Source organism: Streptomyces sp. NPDC041135, from assembly GCF_055592085.1.
Genome location: NZ_JBVIYZ010000020.1, coordinates 64095 through 82055, shown reverse-complemented (window position 1 = coordinate 82055; position 17961 = coordinate 64095). Strand labels below are relative to the sequence as shown.

At 71.9% G+C, this 17961-nt stretch carries 13 protein-coding genes; 9 read left to right on the top strand and 4 right to left on the bottom strand.

The window, feature by feature from the left end; all coding sequences use genetic code 11:
• The 4 genes from ACZ6CZ_RS30505 to ACZ6CZ_RS30490 all read left to right on the top strand — a co-directional run bounded on the left by ACZ6CZ_RS30505 (position 1) and on the right by ACZ6CZ_RS30490 (position 8973).
• A complete protein-coding gene (locus ACZ6CZ_RS30505; RefSeq protein ID WP_073771987.1) occupies positions 1–1134 on the top strand; it encodes an RnfABCDGE type electron transport complex subunit D in 1134 nt (377 codons plus the stop codon).
• On the top strand, positions 1131–6950 hold the full coding sequence (locus ACZ6CZ_RS30500) for a type I polyketide synthase (RefSeq protein WP_468858593.1): 5820 nt from the start codon (positions 1131–1133) through the stop codon (positions 6948–6950). The genes ACZ6CZ_RS30505 and ACZ6CZ_RS30500 overlap by 4 nt, the downstream gene beginning before the upstream one ends.
• 128 nt (positions 6951–7078) lie before the next feature.
• A complete protein-coding gene (gene sgcE6, locus ACZ6CZ_RS30495; RefSeq protein ID WP_073771985.1) occupies positions 7079–7627 on the top strand; it encodes an NADH-dependent FAD reductase SgcE6 in 549 nt (182 codons plus the stop codon).
• Complete coding sequence (locus ACZ6CZ_RS30490) at positions 7624–8973, top strand: cytochrome P450 (protein ID WP_073771984.1); 1350 nt, start codon at positions 7624–7626, stop codon at positions 8971–8973. Before sgcE6 ends, ACZ6CZ_RS30490 begins: the two co-directional genes overlap by 4 nt.
• On the opposite strand, the gene ACZ6CZ_RS30485 is transcribed toward ACZ6CZ_RS30490, so the two are convergent.
• Positions 8861–9715, bottom strand: coding sequence for a helix-turn-helix domain-containing protein (locus ACZ6CZ_RS30485; protein WP_073771983.1), 855 nt, complete (start codon positions 9713–9715; stop codon positions 8861–8863). The two genes, ACZ6CZ_RS30490 and ACZ6CZ_RS30485, sit on opposite strands and share 113 nt — an antisense overlap.
• A 25-nt stretch (positions 9716–9740) precedes the next feature.
• On the bottom strand, positions 9741–10649 hold the full coding sequence (locus tag ACZ6CZ_RS30480; protein WP_381115528.1) for a transcriptional regulator: 909 nt from the start codon (positions 10647–10649) through the stop codon (positions 9741–9743).
• Positions 10650–10658: 9 nt separating this feature from the next.
• Here ACZ6CZ_RS30480 and ACZ6CZ_RS30475 point away from each other — a divergent pair, with 9 nt between their 5' ends.
• The 5 genes from ACZ6CZ_RS30475 (at position 10659) to ACZ6CZ_RS30455 (ending at position 14971) form a co-directional block, all read left to right on the top strand.
• Entirely contained in the window at positions 10659–10784 is a 126-nt protein-coding gene (locus ACZ6CZ_RS30475) for a hypothetical protein (protein ID WP_381115525.1), read from the top strand.
• Positions 10785–11137: 353 nt separating this feature from the next.
• Complete coding sequence (locus ACZ6CZ_RS30470) at positions 11138–11668, top strand: DUF5987 family protein (protein WP_199876533.1); 531 nt, start codon at positions 11138–11140, stop codon at positions 11666–11668.
• On the top strand, positions 11665–13320 hold the full coding sequence (locus tag ACZ6CZ_RS30465; protein ID WP_073771980.1) for an FAD-dependent oxidoreductase: 1656 nt from the start codon (positions 11665–11667) through the stop codon (positions 13318–13320). The genes ACZ6CZ_RS30470 and ACZ6CZ_RS30465 overlap by 4 nt, the downstream gene beginning before the upstream one ends.
• A 139-nt stretch (positions 13321–13459) precedes the next feature.
• A complete protein-coding gene (locus tag ACZ6CZ_RS30460) occupies positions 13460–13930 on the top strand; it encodes an acyl-CoA thioesterase (protein WP_073771979.1) in 471 nt (156 codons plus the stop codon).
• A 237-nt stretch (positions 13931–14167) separates the two neighbouring features.
• Positions 14168–14971, top strand: a complete 804-nt coding sequence (locus tag ACZ6CZ_RS30455; protein WP_073771998.1) for a TIGR03084 family metal-binding protein — start codon at positions 14168–14170, stop codon at positions 14969–14971.
• A gap of 53 nt (positions 14972–15024) precedes the next feature.
• Here ACZ6CZ_RS30455 and ACZ6CZ_RS30450 read toward each other — a convergent pair whose 3' ends face one another.
• Positions 15025–16008: a hypothetical protein gene (locus tag ACZ6CZ_RS30450; protein ID WP_468858587.1), complete on the bottom strand. Its 984-nt coding sequence runs from the start codon at positions 16006–16008 to the stop codon at positions 15025–15027.
• A gap of 539 nt (positions 16009–16547) precedes the next feature.
• Entirely contained in the window at positions 16548–17783 is a 1236-nt protein-coding gene (locus ACZ6CZ_RS30445) for a helix-turn-helix domain-containing protein (RefSeq protein ID WP_073771997.1), read from the bottom strand.
• Positions 17784–17961: the final 178 nt, after the last annotated feature.

Genomic DNA, 17961 nt, shown 5'->3' with positions numbered 1-17961 from the left:
GTGCCCGAAACCAAGACGCTCACGGCCGCCCCCCGGCACGACGTGAAGGTCACCACCGCCCTGCGCCGGTTCGCGATCTCGATCTCGATCCTCAACATCGCCGGGTACACCTTCCTCGGCTTCGAACAGCCCTGGTTGTGGCCCTTCATCGCGATCTTCACCGCCTACGTGGTGGAGATCGCGCTGGAGGCCGTCAGCGCCCGCGTCGACAAGCGGGCCCCCCGCTACGCCGGCGGGGGGTTCAAGGGGATGGTCGAGTTCCTCTTCCCCGCCCACATCACCGGTCTCGCCGTGAACATGCTGACCTACGTCAACGACCGCGTCTGGGTCATGGTCTTCGGCGTCGTCGTGGCCGTCGGCACGAAGTGGGTGCTGCGGGCCCCGCTCAAGGGCCGCATGCGGCACTACATGAACCCGTCGAACTTCGGCATCGCGGTGATCCTGCTCCTCTTCCCCTGGGCGAGCATCGCGCCGCCCTACCACTTCACCGAGTACCTGTACGGCCCGGCCGACTGGGTCCTCCCCGCGATCATCCTGGTCCTGGGCACCATGCTGAACGCGAAGCTGACCGGCCGCATGTGGCTGATCATGGCCTGGCTCGGCGGCTTCGTGGTGCAGGCCGTCGTCCGAGGGCTGGTGATGGGCACCTCCATCCCGGCGGCGCTCGGCATGATGACCGGTGTCGCCTTCGTGCTCTTCACCAACTACATGGTCACCGACCCCGGCACCTCGCCCTCCAAGCGGTCCTCCCAGATCTTCTTCGGAGCCGGGGTGGCGGCGATGTACGGCGTGCTGACCGGCCTCGGCATCGCCTACGGCATCTTCTTCGCCACCGCCCTGGTCTGCCTGATCCGCGGAGGCTACCTGTGGGGTCTGCACTTCCTCGCCAAGCAGCGCGAGGCGCAGGAGCGGCAGGCGCCTGCCGTCCACGGCGCCCACGACCGCCAGGACGCCCCGGTCGAACAGCTCGTGGCCGCCCCGGCGGCCCCGGCGACCGGGTCCGTAGCGGGAGGCGCCGCGCCGCAGCCGGCGACGGTCGTCCTCTCGGGCGACCCCTGCAAGGACGGCACCTGCTTCCACGGCAAGTGCGCAGCCGAACGAGCCACGAAGAACAAGGCGGCGGTGCCTGTATGAGCCGAATAGCCATCGTCGGGGTCGCCTGCACGTACCCCGACGCCACCACACCCCGGGAGCTCTGGGAGAACGCCGTCGCCGGACGGCGCGCCTTCCGCAGACTGCCCGACGTCCGAATGCGCCTGGACGACTACTGGAACCCGGACCCCGCGGTCCCCGACACCTTCTACGCCCGCAACGCCGCGGTCCTGGAGGGCTGGGAGTTCGACCGCGTCGCCCACCGGATCGCCGGCAGCACCTACCGCTCCACCGACCTGACCCACTGGCTCGCCCTGGACACGGCGACCCGGGCGCTGGCGGACGCGGGCTTCCCGGCCGGTGAGGGACTGCCCGCCGAGCGCACCGGAGTCGTCGTCGGCAACACGCTGACCGGTGAGTTCTCCCGTGCCAACGGCATGCGGCTGCGCTGGCCCTACGTACGCAGGGTGCTCGCGGACGCGCTCCAGAGGCAGGACTGGGACGACGACCGGCTCGGCGAGTTCCTCCAAGGGGTGGAGGAGGCCTACAAGAGGCCCTTCCCCGCCGTCGACGAGGACACCCTCGCGGGCGGCCTCTCCAACACCATCGCCGGCCGGATCTGCAACCACTTCGACCTGAACGGCGGCGGTTACACCGTCGACGGCGCCTGCTCCTCCTCCCTGCTGTCCATCACCACCGCGGCGACCTCGCTGCAGAGCGGCGACCTCGACGTCGCCATCGCCGGCGGTGTCGACCTGTCCATCGACCCCTTCGAGATCATCGGCTTCGCCAAGACCGGTGCGCTCGCCCGGAAGGAGATGCGGCTCTACGACCGCGGCTCCAACGGGTTCTGGCCGGGCGAGGGCTGCGGCATGGTCGTGCTCATGCGCGAGGAGGACGCGGTCGCCGCCGGGCACCGCGTGTACGCCTCGATCGCCGGCTGGGGCATCTCCTCCGACGGTCAGGGAGGCATCACCCGACCCGAGGTGAGCGGGTACCAGCTCGCGCTGTCGCGCGCCTACGACCGGGCGGGCTTCGGCATCGAGACCGTGCCGCTGTTCGAAGGCCACGGCACCGGTACCGCCGTCGGTGACGCCACCGAGCTCCGGGCGATCATGGGCGCCCGCGCCGCTGCCGACCCGCAGGCCCCGAGCGCCGTCATCACCTCCATCAAGGGCATGATCGGCCACACCAAGGCGGCCGCGGGGATCGCCGGACTCATCAAGGCCGTGATGGCCCTGGACTCCGGGGTGCTGCCCCCCGCCATCGGCTGCGTGGACCCCCACGACCTGCTCACCGACGAGTCCGCCAACCTTCGCGTCCTGCGCAAGGCGGAGGCGTGGCCCGAGGGCGCACCGCTGCGGGCCGGCATCACCGCCATGGGCTTCGGCGGGATCAACACCCATGTCGTCCTCGACAGGTCGGACGCCTCCGGGCGCCGCCCTGCCGTCAACCGCCGGACCACGCTGCTGGCCAACTCCCTCCAGGACTCCGAACTGCTGCTCCTGGACGGGGACTCGCCCGCGGCGCTGGCCCAGCGGCTGACGCAGGTGGCCGACTTCGCCGCGCAGGTCTCCTACGCCCAGCTCGGCGACCTGGCCGCGACCCTCCAGCGGGAACTGCGCGACCTGCCCCACCGGGCCGCTGTCGTGGTCACCTCGCCCGAGGACGCCGAGGTCAGGCTTCGCGACCTCGCCGGCACCGCCGGGGCCCGGGTGCCCGACGACGGCCCGGTCTTCACCCCGGACGGCCGTGCCTTCCTCGGCGCCGCCGTCGAGGGAGCCCGCATCGGCTTCCTCTTCCCGGGGCAGGGTTCCGGCACGTCAACGGCCGGGGGCGCGCTCGCCCGCCGGTTCACCGAGGCCGCCGAGGTCTACGCGCGCGCCGCACTGCCCACCGCCGGGGACATGGTCGCCACCCACGTGGCCCAGCCGCGGATCGTCACCGGTTCGACGGCCGGGCTGCGGGTGCTGGAGGCTCTGGGCATCGAGGCCGACATCGCGCTCGGCCACAGTCTGGGCGAACTCTCCGCCCTGCACTGGGCGGGAGCCCTGGACGCGGCCACCCTGCTGCAGGCCGCACGCACCCGCGGCGCGGCCATGGCCGCGCACAGCGCTTCGGGCACGATGGCCTCGCTGACCGCCACCCCGGAGGAGGCCGGGAGGCTCGTCGAGGGGCTCCCGGTCGTGATCTCCGGGTACAACGGCCCCCGTCAGACGGTGGTCGCCGGGACCGTCGAGGCCGTGGAGAGCATGGGGGAGCGGGCGGCGGCCGCGGGGATCGCCTTCACCCGCCTGGCCGTGTCGCACGCCTTCCACTCGCCCCTCGTCGCCCCGGCCGCCGAGTCCTTCGGCGACTGGCTGGCGGAGGCGCGGCTGGGCGGAGTGGGGCGCCGGGTCGTCTCCACCGTCACCGGTACGGAGCTGGAGAGCGACACCGACCTCGCCAAGCTGCTGCGGCAGCAGATCACCGACCCGGTGCTGTTCACCCAGGCGGTCCGGGCGGCGGCGGCCGAGGTGGACCTGTTCGTCGAGGTCGGGCCCGGCCGGGTCCTGAGCACCCTGGCGGCGGAGACCGCCGGGAAGCCCGCCGTCGCGCTGAACACCGACGACGAGTCGTTGCGCGGTCTGCTGCAGGTGGTCGGCGCCGCGTTCGTGCTCGGGGCGCCGATCATCCCCGAACGGCTCTTCAACGACCGGCTGACCCGGCCGCTGGAGGTGGGGAAGGAGTTCCACTTCCTGGCCAGCCCCTGCGAGCAGGCCCCGGAGTTCACGCTTCCCGCGGCCGCTCGCGGTCCGCTCGTCCAGGAGTCCGAGGCCCCGGAGGCCGCGGAGGCCGGCGGTTCGGCGGGGGAGTCGGCGCTCGACGTGCTGCGCGCGCTGGTGGCCGAACGGGCTGAGCTGCCGACCGAGTTGGTCGACGAGAACAGCAGTCTCCTCGACGATCTGCACATGAGCTCGATCACGGTCGGTCAGATCGTCAACCAGACGGCTGTCCGGCTCGGCCTCTCCCCTTCCAGCATCCCGACCAACTTCGCCACGGCGACCGTGGCGGAGCTGGCTTCTGCTCTCACCACCCTGGTCGAGACCGGGGCGGACACGACGGCGGCGCCTGTCGTGACGGGCGCCGCGGCCTGGGCACGGCCCTTCTCCGTCGACCTCGACGAACTGCCCCTCCCCGCGGCCGTGGCGGACGAGAAGGGCGGCACGTGGGAGTTGTTCACCTCCGCCGATCACCCCTTCGCCCACGATGTCCGGCACGCTCTCCAGAACGCCGCGGTGGGCTCCGGGGTCCTGGTGTGCCTGCCGCCGGAATGCTCCGCGGACCAGCTCGAACTCGCGCTGGACGGGGCGAGGTCGGCCCTGGCGGGCAACCGGGAGGGCCGCTTCGTCCTGGTGCAGCACGACCGGGGCGCGGCGGGTCTGGCCAAGACCCTGCACCTGGAGGCCCCCCACCTTCGGACCACCGTCGTCCACACCCCGGTGGCCGAGGGGGCCGCGGACCGGGTGGCCGCCGAGGTCGCGGCGACCACGCACTTCAGCGAGGTGCACCTCGCCGAGGACGGCGCCCGGCGGGTGCCCGTGCTGCGGGCCCTGCCCTTCGCCCCGGACCGTACCGACCAGGTGCTGGGTCCGGACGACGTCCTGCTCGTCACAGGCGGCGGCAAGGGCATCACCGCCGAGTGCGCGCTGGCCGTCGCCGAGCGGACCGGGGCGGCGCTGGCCGTGCTGGGCCGCTCGGACCCGGGCAGCGACCAGGACCTCGCCGCGAACCTCGGGCGGATGCAGGAGAGCGGTGTCCGCGTCGCCTACGCGGCCGCCGACGTCACCGATCCGGTGCGCGTCGCCGAGGCGGTCGCCGAACTGACCGGGGCCCTCGGCCCCGTGACCGCCCTCCTGCACGGGGCGGGGCGCAACGAGCCGACGGCGCTCGGCGGGCTCGACATGGCCGCCGTCCGCAGCACGCTCGCCCCGAAGGTCGACGGGCTGCGCCATGTGCTGGACGTGGTCGGCGAGGAGAACCTCAAGCTCCTGGTCACCTTCGGCAGCATCATCGGCCGGGCGGGACTGCGGGGGGAGGCCCATTACGCCACCGCCAACGAGTGGCTGGCCGGGCTCACCGAGGACGTGGCCCGCCGGAACCCGGGCTGCCGGGCGCTGTGCATGGAGTGGTCCGTCTGGTCCGGCGTCGGCATGGGCGAGAAGCTGTCGGTCGTCGAGTCCCTCACCCGTGAGGGCATCGTGCCGGTCTCGCCCGACCAGGGCATCGAGATCCTGCTGCGACTGATCTCCGATCCCGACGCCCCCGTGGTGACGGTGATCAGCGGCCGGACGGAAGGCATCGGAACCGTCCGGCGCGAGCAGCCCCCGCTGCCGTTGCTGCGCTTCACCGGGGAACCGCTGGTGCGCTACCACGGTGTGGAGCTCGTCACCGAGGCCGAGCTGAACGCCGGCACGGACCTCTACCTCTCCGACCACCTGCTGGACGGCAATCTGCTGCTGCCCGCGGTGATCGGCATGGAGGCCATGGTCCAGGTCGGCTCCGCCGTCACCGGCCGTCAGGACGTGCCGGTCATCGAAAACGCGCGGTTCCTGCGCCCGATCGTGGTGCCGCCCGGCGGCACGACCCGCATCCGGATCGCGGCCACCGTCACCGGCTCCGACCGTGTGGACGTGGCCGTCCACGCGCAGGACACCGGTTTCGCGGCGGAGCACTTCCGGGCGCGGCTGGTCTACGGGGGCGCGGCGATCCCGGAGGGCGCCCCCGACCAGGTGGGCCCGAAGGTGCCGGACGCCCCGCTGGATCCCGCGACCGACCTGTACGGCGGGGTGCTCTTCCAGGGCGAGCGCTTCCAACGGCTGCGGCGCTTCCACCGGGCCGCCGCACGGCACGTCGACGCCGACGTGGCGCTCGACGCGCCGTCCGGCTGGTTCGCCGGCTTCCTGCCGGGCACGCTGCTGCTCGCGGACCCGGGGATGCGTGACGCCCTGATGCACGGGAACCAGGTGTGCGTCCCCGACGCGACCCTGCTGCCGTCCGGCATCGAGCGGCTGTATCCGATGGCGGGCGGCGAGGATCTTCCGGAGCTGGTCCGCTACTGCGCGACCGAGCGCCACCGGGACGGCGACACCTATGTGTACGACATCGCCGTGCGGACTCCCGACGGCGCCGTCGTCGAGCGGTGGGAGGGGCTCACCCTGCACGCCGTGCGCAAGTCGGACGGCTCCGGGCCGTGGGTCGCGCCGCTGCTCGGCTCCTATCTGGAACGGACCCTGGAGGAAGTGCTCGGCGCCCATATCGACGTCGCCGTGGAGCCGGTCCCGGCGGGCTCCGGGGGGTCGGTGGCCGATCGCCGCAAGGCGACCGCACGGGTCGTCCAGCGGGCGCTGGGCGAGAGCGTGAAGGTGCGCTACCGGCCCGACGGCCGGCCCGAACTCGACGGTGTGCGCCGCCTGTCGGCGGCGCACGGCCCGGGGGTGACCCTGGGCGTCGTCGGTACGGCCACCGTGGCCTGCGACATCGAGGCGGTCACCGTACGCGGTGCGCAGGCGTGGGAGGGGTTGCTCGGCGAACACGGGAACCTGGCCGCCCTGGTGGTCAAGGAGACCGGGGAGGAGGCGGACACCGCGGCGACCCGCGTGTGGACGGCCGTCGAGTGCCTGAAGAAGGCGGGCCTGCCGGCCGGGGTGCCTCTCACCCTGGCCCCGCAGGCCAGGAGCGGGTGGGTGGTTCTGACGGCGGGCACGCTGCGCATCGCGACCTTCGCCACCACGCTGCGGCACGTCGAGGAACCCGTGGTGCTCGCCTTCCTCACCGACGGCGCGGAGGAACCGGCCCCCGGGAGGGCCCGCACATGAGCACGGACCCGGTGCGGGCGGGGGAGCAGCGCCGAGCCCCCGCCCGCCCCGGGCTCCCTTCCCCATCGATCCCCCGATCCGTCGGCACACCACCGAGCCGGGCCCCGGCCGCCGGCAGGGAGGCAGAAATGAGTCCGATCACCGCTCCGCCCGCGGAGCTAGTCGACCCGAACGACCGCGTACAGCTCAGGAGGGTGTTCGGGGACTTCCCGACCGGCGTCACCGTGGTGACCGTCGGCGGGAGCGAGCCCCGGGGCATGACGGCCAACTCGTTCACGTCCGTCTCGCTCTCACCGCCGCTGGTGCTGATCTGCGTCGGCAAGGACGCCGTGATGCACCAGCGCCTCACCGCCCTGCCGACGTTCGCCGTATCGGTTCTGGAAGCCGGGCAGGAGAAGGCCGCCAGGCATTTCGCGGACCGCTCCCGTCCGCCGGGCGCCGACCAGTTCGACTCGGTGGACTGGCTGCTCGGGGAGGCGTCCGGCGCACCGCTGATCGCGGGTGCGGTGGCCCACCTGGAATGCGCGAAGCACCGGCTCTACGACGGTGGCGACCACACGATCTTCCTCGGCGAAGTGATCACGGCGACGCGCTGGCCGGTCCGCGAGGGGATGCTGTTCTCCGGCGGCCGCTTCCGCCGGTTCGCACCGGATGCGGGCGAAGGAAGGGCGGCATGAGGATCGATCCGCCCGGCCCGCCGCTCAGGGCGCTTCCGGGACTGCTGAGGAAGCTGGCGGTGGACCGCCTCGGCATGATGCAGGACGCGGCCGACCTCGGGGACGCCGTCCGCGTCTCCATGGGGCCCAAGAAGCTGTACGTCTTCAACCGTCCCGACTACGCCAAGCACGTCCTGGCGGACAACAGCGACAACTACCACAAGGGCATCGGTCTGGTGCAGTCCCGCCGGGTGCTGGGCGACGGTCTGCTCACCAGTGACGGTGAGACGTGGCGCGAACAGCGCAGGGCCGTGCAGCCGGCGTTCAAGCCGGGCCGCATCAACCAGCAGGCGGCCGCCGTCGCGGAGGAGGCGGTGAAGCTGGTCGCCCTGCTGCGCGGTCACGAGGGGGGCGGGCCCGTGGACGTCCTCCAGGAGGTCACCGGCCTCACCCTGGGCGTGCTGGGCCGCACGCTGCTCGACTCGGACCTCACCGCGCACGAGTCGCTCGCCCATTCCTTCGAGGAGGTCCAGGACCAGGCCATGCTGGAGATGGTGAGCCAGGGCATGGTGCCCGGCTGGCTGCCGCTGCCTCCACAGGCGCGCTTCCGGCGCGCCCGCCGGGAGCTGTACCGGGTGGCCGACCTGCTGGTGGCCGACCGGCGCTCCAGGATGGCCGGCGGGGAGGCGGACGACGACGCGCTGGCCCGGATCATCGTCGCGGCCGACCGGCGGCGGGGCGATCCGGCCGGAACCCGCCGCAGGCTGCGCGAGGAGCTGGTCACCCTGCTGCTGGCGGGACACGAGACCACGGCCAGTACGCTCGGCTGGACCCTGCATCTGCTGGAGCGTCACCCCGAGGCGCGCGACCGGGTCCGCGCCGAGGCCCGCGCCGCCCTCGGCGACCGCGTCCCCCGGCTGGAGGACCTGCACCGGCTGCCGTACACGACGATGGTGGTGCAGGAGGCGATGCGGCTGTTCCCTCCCGTGTGGATCCTGCCCAGGGTCGCCCAGCGGAGCGACGTGGTGGGCGGCTACACGGTGACCGCCGGCTCGGACGTGCTGGTCTGCCCGTACATCATGCACCGCCACCCGGGCCTGTGGGACGATCCCGAGCGCTTCGACCCGGATCGGTTCGAACCCGGGCAGGTGGCCGCCCGGCCCCGGTACGCGTACATCCCGTTCGGCGCGGGGCCCCGATTCTGCGTCGGCAGCAACCTCGGGATGATGGAGGCGGTGTTCGTCACGGCCCTGGTCACCCGCGATCTCGATCTGCGTACTGTCGCCGGACACCGGGCGGTTGCCGAACCCATGCTCTCCCTGCGGATGCGCGGAGGGCTACCGATGACGGTGAGTGCGGCGAGGTGAGCCGGCTCTCGAGGGCGAAGTGGGCCAGCAGGACCGGTGGATCGAGGGCGTCCACCTTACGCAGGAGGATGTCCACCGGACGGAGCAGCGCGCCGGGGTGCACCACGAGCGGTCCGCTGTGCCCGAGGAGCAGCGGTTCGGAGTCGAGCCGGTGGGGCTGGTGGCCGACGGAGTAGGAGTGGGCCAGGATGTGCCAGGTGCCCACGGGGACGTCCCGGAGCTCGAAGGCCCCGGGGCTCTCCAGAGTGGTCCAGCGCGCCGGCCGGCCCTGGCGCATCCTGCCGGGGAACAGGCCCACGAAGACCCGCTCCGGCCTCTCGCCCGGAGCGGAATGAATGCGTCCGCGTAACGAGAGGTTGTGGGCGACGGAGGTAATACGGCTCGCGGGGGAGGGGAATCCCGGCTGCACCCCGCCGAAGTCGCGATAGGCGCTCGGGGAAAGGCCCACACAGGCCTTGAACCGCGAGCTGAAGGTACCGACGCTGCTGTAGCCGACCTGGCTGCTGATATCGGCCACACTGAGTGCAGTATGCACCAGAAGTCGCTTGGCCTCCTGAATCCGTAAGGCGGACAGGAAACGCCCGGGAGAGGTACCGGTGACTTCACGGAAGATGCGGGTGAAATGGAACTTGCTGAACATCGCCGTGCGCGCCATGTCGTCGATCGTGAGGTTCTGACCGAGGTTGACGTGCATGTACTCGACGACCCGGCGGACCGCGTCCTCGATGGTGTTCGTGGTCACCGTAACTCCCTGTCGAAGTAGGCCGTCAACGGCGAGGTGGCTGAGTGGTACGGAGTTCCGGGCTGTCGGCCGCGGCGCTGTGCCGGCGCCGGACCATCTCCTCGGCGAACCGGCGCCAGGCGTCCGAGCAGTGCTGCGCCAGGTCCGCCATCGAGTCGACGCAGTGGGCGGGGACCGCGTCCGCGCGCCGGCGCCAGGCCTCGTCGACGACGAACCGGTTGTGCAGCCAGCGCATGAGTTCGCGCCCCTGGTCGGAGTGGCGCATGGAAGGGTCGTTGGAGAGCCTGCGCAGCGCCTCCAGCGGCGCCCGGGACCGCGGGGACACCGGCGGTCTCCCGGCGACGGCGGGCGGCGCCTTCGGGCTCGTCCGGACGACCGCGCCGACGGGCGGCTTGGCCGCCGCCTGCTTCTGGCGGGCGGGCCCCGTCTCCAGCATCGCGCTCTGCCGGTTCTGCGGGACCGGGTCCTCGCCCCGCAGCAACCGGCGGCGGACGTCGTGCGCCGTGCCCAGCGACAGCCCGGTCTGCTCGACGACGGAGCGCAGCGGGAGCGCCGGGTCCTGGGTCAGCAGCGCCGCGGCGTGCAGGCGTTCGGCGGTGCGGTCCAGCGGGTGGATGCGGCCGTCCGCCCCGGTTCGCACGTTCAGCAGCGGAGAACCCGCGGCTGAACACGTCCGCACACCCGCCACGGTCTTGGCGTCGAGTCCCACGTGCGCGGCGACCGCGCGGTCGGACAGGGTCGGGTGCGAGGCCAGGATGCGGGCCGCGGCGGTCTTGCGGTCGGCGACCGACAGCGGCAGTCCGTTGGTGATGTTCGCCGCGACGGACCGCAGGAACACCTGCTCCTCGGCCCCCTCGAAGAAGGTGACCTCGACGGTGTCCAGCCCCTTCAGGCGGGCCGCGCCGATGCGGTGCATGCCGTCGACGACCCGCATGGTCGGCCGGTGGACCAGGACCGGCGGCAGGGACGCGTAGACGGTCGCGAGGCGCTGTACATGGGAACGATCGATTCCGTTCAGGCGTGGGGAATCGGCGGGAATGAGTTCATCGATCCGTACGACACGCCGTGAACGCTCCACGACGCGTTGGGCAGAGTCACTTTTCACGTTTCCCCCAAGACATGAGACCAGGGCTCACTTCCACATGCGGTGCCCGTGCAGAAGCGTTTCCACGTGCAGGTGATGAAGACATCCGTGCGGCCAGACTAGTGAGCCGCTCGCCCGCGCGCGTAATCCATCCGCCGCTTCGCGCCAACTCCGTGGAGTCGGTTTCAAGGTCGCCTCCACTTTGGCTAGTTGCTTGAACCGGTCGAACGAACCTAGTTTTCTCCTCGCCGCAAGGCATCCCACTCCGGACTGCGAGAATGGAGAGCGAGTTGCGCGACGACAATGAGCGAGGGGCGCCGGCCGGCGACATCCGGACCATGACCCTGGAGGCCTACGCCGACACGATCGTGCCGGGTCAGAAACGCTCCGCGGACGACCGGGCCATCGCGGGAGTGGCCACCGGCGGCGGCGCCGTCCAGGCGGGGGCCCTGGAACTCCTGCAATGGGATGCGACCGGCATACACGAGGGTCTGGACGACCTGGTGCGCCTGGTCAACGAACATGCCCTGGCCTACGCGGCGGAGCGGGGTCTGGCCCCGGATCCGACGGTGCCGCCCTTCGTGGCGCTGGAGTACCCGGACCGGGCCGCCCTGATCCAGCGGCTGACGACGCCGGGCCACCCCGAGAAGGAGTTCTGGGTACTGCTCTCCCTCTTCTGCAACATGGCCTTCGACTCGGCCGCGCACCTCAACACGGCGCAGGCGATGGCCGACGGGCATCCGGGACTGGAGGCCATGGGCCTGAGCACGCCGGACGCCGACGGCCTGTGGCGATTCCAGGATTACAGCTACGGGCGCGAGTTCGCCCGCCTCCACCCCGACACCACGTCCACCGGGAGCCCCGCATGAGCACCACGGCCGAGCGCACGGACGTCCTCGTCATCGGCAGCGGATTCGGCGGCGCGATCGCCGCGTACCACCTGGCGGCGGGGGGCGCGGACGTCACCGTCCTGGAACGCGGTCCGTGGCTGGAGAGCAAGGAGTTCGAGCACGACTACAAGCTCGGCTCCTCCTACACCAGGGCGTTCGACTTCACGGTCGGGGACGGCATGAGCATCCTCGGCGGGAACTGCGTGGGCGGCGGCAGCGTCGTCTACTTCGCGGCGATGCCCCGCGCCCCGCGCTTCGTCTTCGACCGGCAGGGGTCCATAGGACGCCGGATGTGGCCGCAGGCAGTGAGCCGCGACACCCTGGACCCCTGGTACGACCGGGTCGAGGAATCCCTCTCCGTCACCCGGCAGGACTGGAACGACGTGAGTTACGCCGGCGGGCTCTGGGCCGCGGCGTGCAACCACGCCGGTCGCACCGCCAACCCCCTCGCCGTCGCCATCGACAACACCAAGTGCGTGAACTGCAACTGGATGATGGCCGGCTGCCGTTTCGAGGCCAAGCAGTCCCTTCTGGTCAACTACCTGCCCGCCGCCATCGCCCATGGGGCGCGCATCCGGCCGCTGCACGAGGTGCAGTACCTCACGCGCACCCCCGAGGGCTCCTACCGGGTGCACTACAACGTCGTGCACGACGACGACTACCGCCTGCAGGCGGGCAGCGGCGTCATCGAGGCGAAGATCGTGGTCATGGCGGCCGGCGCGGGCGCGACCCCGGTGATCCTCCAGCGCAGCGAGGCCCACCTGGGCACGATGCCCCGAGCGGTCGGCCGCTACTTCTCCGGCAACGGCGAGCGGCTCAACACCGCCATCATCGACGAGGCGAAGGCGGCCGAGCTGTTCGGTCTGGACCGGGGCGACGGGCTGGCCTACGCGGCCAACCAGATCGGCAAGGGCCCCACCGTGGCCAGCTGGGACAGGCTGGACGGTTCGCTGCCCGAGTACTCCCGCTACTCGCTGGAGCAGCTCTACTTCCCGCCGGGCCTCGGCACGATCCTCGCCCAGGTGCCCGGCGCCACCGGCCCCTCCTGGTTCGGCAAGGAGAAGAAGGAGATCCTGAAGCAGTGGACCTCCTGGCTCACGATCTTCACGATGATCGAGGACGACAACGAGGGCGTCTTCGGACCGCCTCCCGCCACGGGCAACGCCCACCGCATCTCCCAGCAGATGCTGGGCCGGGGCAACCTGCGCTACGAACCGACGAAGAACACCCTGGGCGCCTGGGCCGCGTCCGACGCCGAGGTCAAGGAGATCCTGGAGAAGGACGGCCTGGCCAAGGTCATGCCGTGGACCAACGACCTGGTCGGCGCGTACACCGTCCATCCGCTCGCCTCCTGCCGGATGGGCGACGACCCGCACACCTCCGCCCTGGACGACAGCAACGAACTCCGCGACCACCCGGGCATCTTCGTCACCGACGGCTCGTCGGTGCCCGGCGCGCTGACGGTCAACCCCGCGATGACCATCGCGGCGCTCGCCGAACGCGCGATGCCGGGGATCGTGCGCGCCGCGCAGAGCCGGGGCGTCTCCGTCACCTACGGCGCACCGGCCCCCGACGGTTCCGCGAGCGGCCGTAACAAGGTCCTCCCGCTGCTGCCGTCGGCACGCGGCTGATCCCGCGCGCCGACCGGCGCCCCCGCCCGCGCTCTCCGCCCGGAGCGCGGGCCACCGACCCCGCAGGTTCTCGCGGCCAGTGGGTTGCATCACGCAACTCGGTGCGATGACCGGCCCCGACGACGAAGGGCACAGACCGATGACCGCGACGATCCCCGACTACTTCGAGCTCCGTCACACCGTCGGCTTCGAGGAGACGAACCTCGTCGGCAACGTCTACTACGTCAACTACCTTCGTTGGCAGGGACGTTGCCGCGAGCTCTTCCTCAAGGAGAGGGCCCCTTCGGTGCTCGCCGAGGTCCAGGAGGACCTCAAGCTCTTCACGCTCAAGGTGGACTGCGAGTTCTTCGCCGAGATCACCGCCTTCGACGAGCTGTCGATCCGCATGAGGCTCTCGGAGCTGCGGCAGACCCAGCTGGAGTTCACCTTCGACTACATCAAGCTGGGCGGCGACGGCGGCGAGACCCTGGTGGCGCGGGGGCGGCAGCGCATCGCCTGCATGCGCGGCCCCAACACGGCGACCGTGCCGACCCTGATACCCGAGGCCCTGGCCGAGGCGCTCGCACCCTATTCCGACCGGGCCGGCTCCTCCGTGGGCCGCGCCGCCTAGGGCGGGTTTCGAAAGTCCCGCCTGCTCGGCGGCGTCCGGGCGGACGGCGCTCCTTTCGAAACACGCCCCAGAGCCTCCCGTTCGGACCACGTGGAGCTCGCTGCGCCCGGCCCGCTCCTGCGCCGCCTTGTCGTCGACCGCCGGCGCCCCGCGGCGACCCCGTCCCGACGGCCACCCGGCCCACCCGGTGGGCAACCCCGTCCCCGTCCTGGAACACACCCTGTGAAGGAGTACGAGATGAACACGCTCGACGACGTCCTCAACCACCTGGCCACCGACATCGAGGAGCTGGCGCAGCTGGTCGAGAAGATCGACGAGGACGCCTGGTCCACCCCGACGCCGGCTCCCGGCTGGACCGTCACCGACCAGATCGCGCATCTCACCTTCGTCTTCAACCTGGCCAGGACCGCGGCGGCCGCGCCGGCGGAGTTCAAGGCCGTCACCGCCGCCGCGGCCGGGAACTTCGACGGAGCGGTGAACGCGGCCCTGAAGCAGTTCAAGGACTTCCCGCCGCAGGAGCTGCTCACCCGCTTCCGGGCCATGGGCCGGGCCTCGGTCGAGGCACTCGCCGCGGTGCCGGCCGGCCAGATCGTCCCGTGGCTGGTCAACCCGCTGCCGCCGGTCGTCCTGGGCTGCGCCGGGATCATGGAGGTGTTCGCCCACGGCCAGGACATCGCCGATGCCCTGGGGGTCCGGCGCACGCCCACGGAGCGGCTCCGCAACATCGTGGACTTCGCCTGGCTGACACGCGACTTCGGCTACGAGTCGCACGGTCTGACCCCGCCGGCCGAGCCGTTCCGCTTCGAGCTGACCGCCCCCTCGGGCGAGGTCTGGACGGTCGGCCCCGAGGACGCCACCGACACGATCAGCGGTCCCGCGCACGACTTCTGCCTGCTGGTCACCCGCCGCCGCCACCGCGACGACCTGGCCCTGACCGCGTCGGGCCAGGAGGCGGAGCGGTGGCTGGACATCGCCCAGGCCTACCGGGGGCCGGCGGGCGAGGGGCGCAAGCCCGGACAGTTCGCGGCGACCGGGAGCTGACCGGCGCCCCGGGGCCGGGCGCCGGGGGCTCCCGCCCGTCTCCCCACGGCCGGTCAGTACGCCTGGTGGGCGGCGGCTTCGGCGGGTTCCCGGTCCCGGCCGATGTCGGCCAGGGCGTTGAGCACCATCGGGGGGTTGTCGGCCAGTCTCCGCAGCAGGGGAAGCCACCAGTTCACCCCGTAGGTCGCGTGGATGCGGCAGGTGCGGCCCGCCACCCGGTGGCGGCGCAGCAGTTCGGGCCGGACACCGTAGAGCATCTCGATGTCCTGGACGTGTTCCAGCAGCCCGCGCTCCTGCGCCGCGGCCAGGACCTCGGCGTCCTGCGTGGCCAGGCTCAGCTCGACGCCCCGGTCCAGGAGGAGCTCCGCGAGATCGAGGTACCGGTCGTCGAGGGCCGGGCCCCGGGCCAGGGCCACATCCGGTGGTTCGGGCGAGGAGCCCATGACCAGCCGGATGGTGCGGCCCGGCCCCGCTACGGCCATGGCGTCGTCCCCGGTGCGGTGCAGGTGCGCCTGAAGGGTGATTCCGAGGTTGTCGTAGCGGGTGGCCAGTGCGTCGTGGACGGCCAGGACGGTGTCGATGTCCTCGGAACCCTCCACGAGCAGCACGACCTCGCTGCCGTGGAGCGCCGCGGCGGCCGCCAGCCGGCCGACGTTGCGCAGGGCGGCCTCCGCCGAGTGGGCGAGGCCGATCCGGGACAGGTCCAGACCGATCCGGTCCGGGGCCGGTTCGTGGTCGAGCAGCCGCAGATGCTCCTCGACCACGTGCTCCGCACGGACGGCGTCGGTGGCCCCCTGATCGGGGCCGGCGAACTCCGCGCTCACGCGGTAGCCCCGGGAGCGCAGCCGGGCGGCCTGTTCGAGGAAGCCCGCGCGGTCCGAGGCGAGCACGTAGCGGCGGGCGGCGGGGGAGAGCATGTCCCGCAGTGCCGAGGAGGGGGCGGCGAAAGCGGTCCTGCACCGCGCGTCGCCGGCCAGCCGCCGCAGTCCCTCGGCCGCCGCCTCCAACAGGGCACGCTGGGACATCTCGTGGTTCACGGCGGGGCCTCGGCCTTCTTCTCGGTGGAAACCTGCTACGGCCGGAGCCGCTGTACCGGTCAGCGGACGCACACCGGCGCCTCGTTCCGCACGGCGCGGCCCGCCGGCCGTGCGACGTGGGACCGGATCCGCGCCGGAGCATCGCCCCCCGGGCGTCGGTGGGTGTCCGGCACGGACAGGCATGTACCAGTTTTTGGCAATAACTTGCCAAAGCTCTCAACGTTCATTGCTGCAACAACACACCAGCACTGGCAAGCATTTTCGCCGATCAACTCGATGTTCCCCATCATGGCCGCCCGAGGTCGGAGGAGGGCTACTCGGCTTGCATATCAGCACGCCCCTTCACCAAAGGCAAGTAATTGCCAGCGCGTTCGATAATTTCGGCAACAAAGTGACCGATGCAGGAGGTACACATGCGTCAGCAGACGCAGAACCGGGGGCGAACGGCCGCGGCGGTACGGGGGGACCGCACGCGGCGGCGCCTCGCGCCGACGGCGGCGGGCACGGCGGGGCGACGGACCTCGCGGTCCGAAGCGGCCTCAGCCGCCGGCGCCTCCCCCGACCTTCCCGCGTGCCCGCATGAGACATTCCGCCGCGAGCCGCCAGATCTCCGCGGCGAGGTTGATGTTGGAGTTCTCCTGCGCCTGCTCGGCCAGGAGCTGGAGGCCGGCCAGGCCCTCGTCCTCCTCCCCGCTCAGGATGCGCAGCTGATGGCTGAGGACCTCCAGGCGGATCCGGCTCTGATAGGGCAGCCGGAGCTCGGTCCGACCGAGCCTCTCCAGCAGCGCGCGGGCATCGGCGAACCTGCCCTCGTGGAAGGCGAGGCGCGCCCGCAGCGCGGCGAGGGACTGTTCCAGGGCGGGTGTGCGGGCGAAGGGGAGAGCCGCCTCCGCCGCCTCGATGCAGCGCTGCGCGGCGTCGGGTTCGGGGGGAAGCTTCTGGAGGTGGAGTTCGGCCATCGCGATGCGCAGCCGCAGCCAGATCGTCAGGTTCTCCCGGCTGTCGAATCCGTCCAGCGCCTCCTGGAAGAGGACCTGCGCCGCGGCGAACTCGCCCTGCCGCACCTTCAGCGCGCCCGCCGTCCACAACGCCTCGGCCCACAGGGTGTCGGACCGCCCCCTCACCAGAGCGATCAGCTCGTCGGCGTGGCGCCGGGCGTCGGGCATCCGTCCCGCCTCGGCCTCCACCGACACCAGGACCAGCAGGGCCGCGGCCCTGTCCTGACCGGACAGCGCGTGGTCGACCGCGAGCCGGTGGGCGGTGCCGGCCGCCTCCACCGCCGGGACGATCTCGCCCAGCACGCGCAGGGACCGGGCGAACTGGGTCAGGGCCCGCGCGCGCAACTCGGCCAGACCGATCTCCTCACTCAGCGTCACCAGCCGCTCGAGGTAGCCGCGCTCGCCGGCCGAGTCGCCGTGCCGACGCTTCCACTGCCCCAGCAGCCACAGGGCCTGCCAGCGGAGCATCGGGTCCTGACCGTATGCGGAACGCACCGCCTCGGCGAGCAGCTCACTGGTCTCGTCGGACTCCAGGGAGGTGGCCAGGGAGAGGATCTGGGCGAGCGATGTGGCCCGGGATCCCTCGAACTCCGAGGGGCTGATGCCGAGTTGTCCGGCCAGGTGGGCGACGGCGCGGTCCGTGGGCTGCCGTGCACCCGACTCCAGGCGCGAGAGATAGCCCGTGGACATGCCGTCCCCCGCGAGCGCGGCCTGGGACAGGCCCCGCTCGGTCCTCAGCTGCCTCAGACGACGGCCGAAAGATGGCTGCTCCAACACGTGCACGCCCCAACGAATGGATGGAGGACGAAGGTTTCTGGCTCGGCCCGGTCCCCGTGGCCTGCCACGCTGTTCCTTCCAGTTGTGCCAGAGACTATGCCGGTCGCGCGCGGCTTGGCAAACCTGTCGACCTCGAAGACCTACACATCTCGCCCAACTCCTGGGCCTGAATGGCAAG

Bases quoted from the DNA above. Each gene is read 5' to 3' on its own strand.
- ACZ6CZ_RS30500 (WP_468858593.1), top strand. From the start codon at position 1,131: ATGAGCCGAATAGCCATCGTCGGGGTCGCCTGCACGTACCCCGACGCC.
- ACZ6CZ_RS30455 (WP_073771998.1), top strand. From the start codon at position 14,168: ATGAACACGCTCGACGACGTCCTCAACCACCTGGCCACCGACATCGAG.
- ACZ6CZ_RS30480 (WP_381115528.1), bottom strand. From the start codon at position 10,649: ATGCGGGTCGTCGACGGCATGCACCGCATCGGCGCGGCCCGCCTGAAG.
- ACZ6CZ_RS30460 (WP_073771979.1), top strand. From the start codon at position 13,460: ATGACCGCGACGATCCCCGACTACTTCGAGCTCCGTCACACCGTCGGC.
- ACZ6CZ_RS30465 (WP_073771980.1), top strand. From the start codon at position 11,665: ATGAGCACCACGGCCGAGCGCACGGACGTCCTCGTCATCGGCAGCGGA.
- ACZ6CZ_RS30470 (WP_199876533.1), top strand. From the start codon at position 11,138: ATGACCCTGGAGGCCTACGCCGACACGATCGTGCCGGGTCAGAAACGC.
- ACZ6CZ_RS30490 (WP_073771984.1), top strand. From the start codon at position 7,624: ATGAGGATCGATCCGCCCGGCCCGCCGCTCAGGGCGCTTCCGGGACTG.
- sgcE6 (WP_073771985.1), top strand. From the start codon at position 7,079: ATGAGTCCGATCACCGCTCCGCCCGCGGAGCTAGTCGACCCGAACGAC.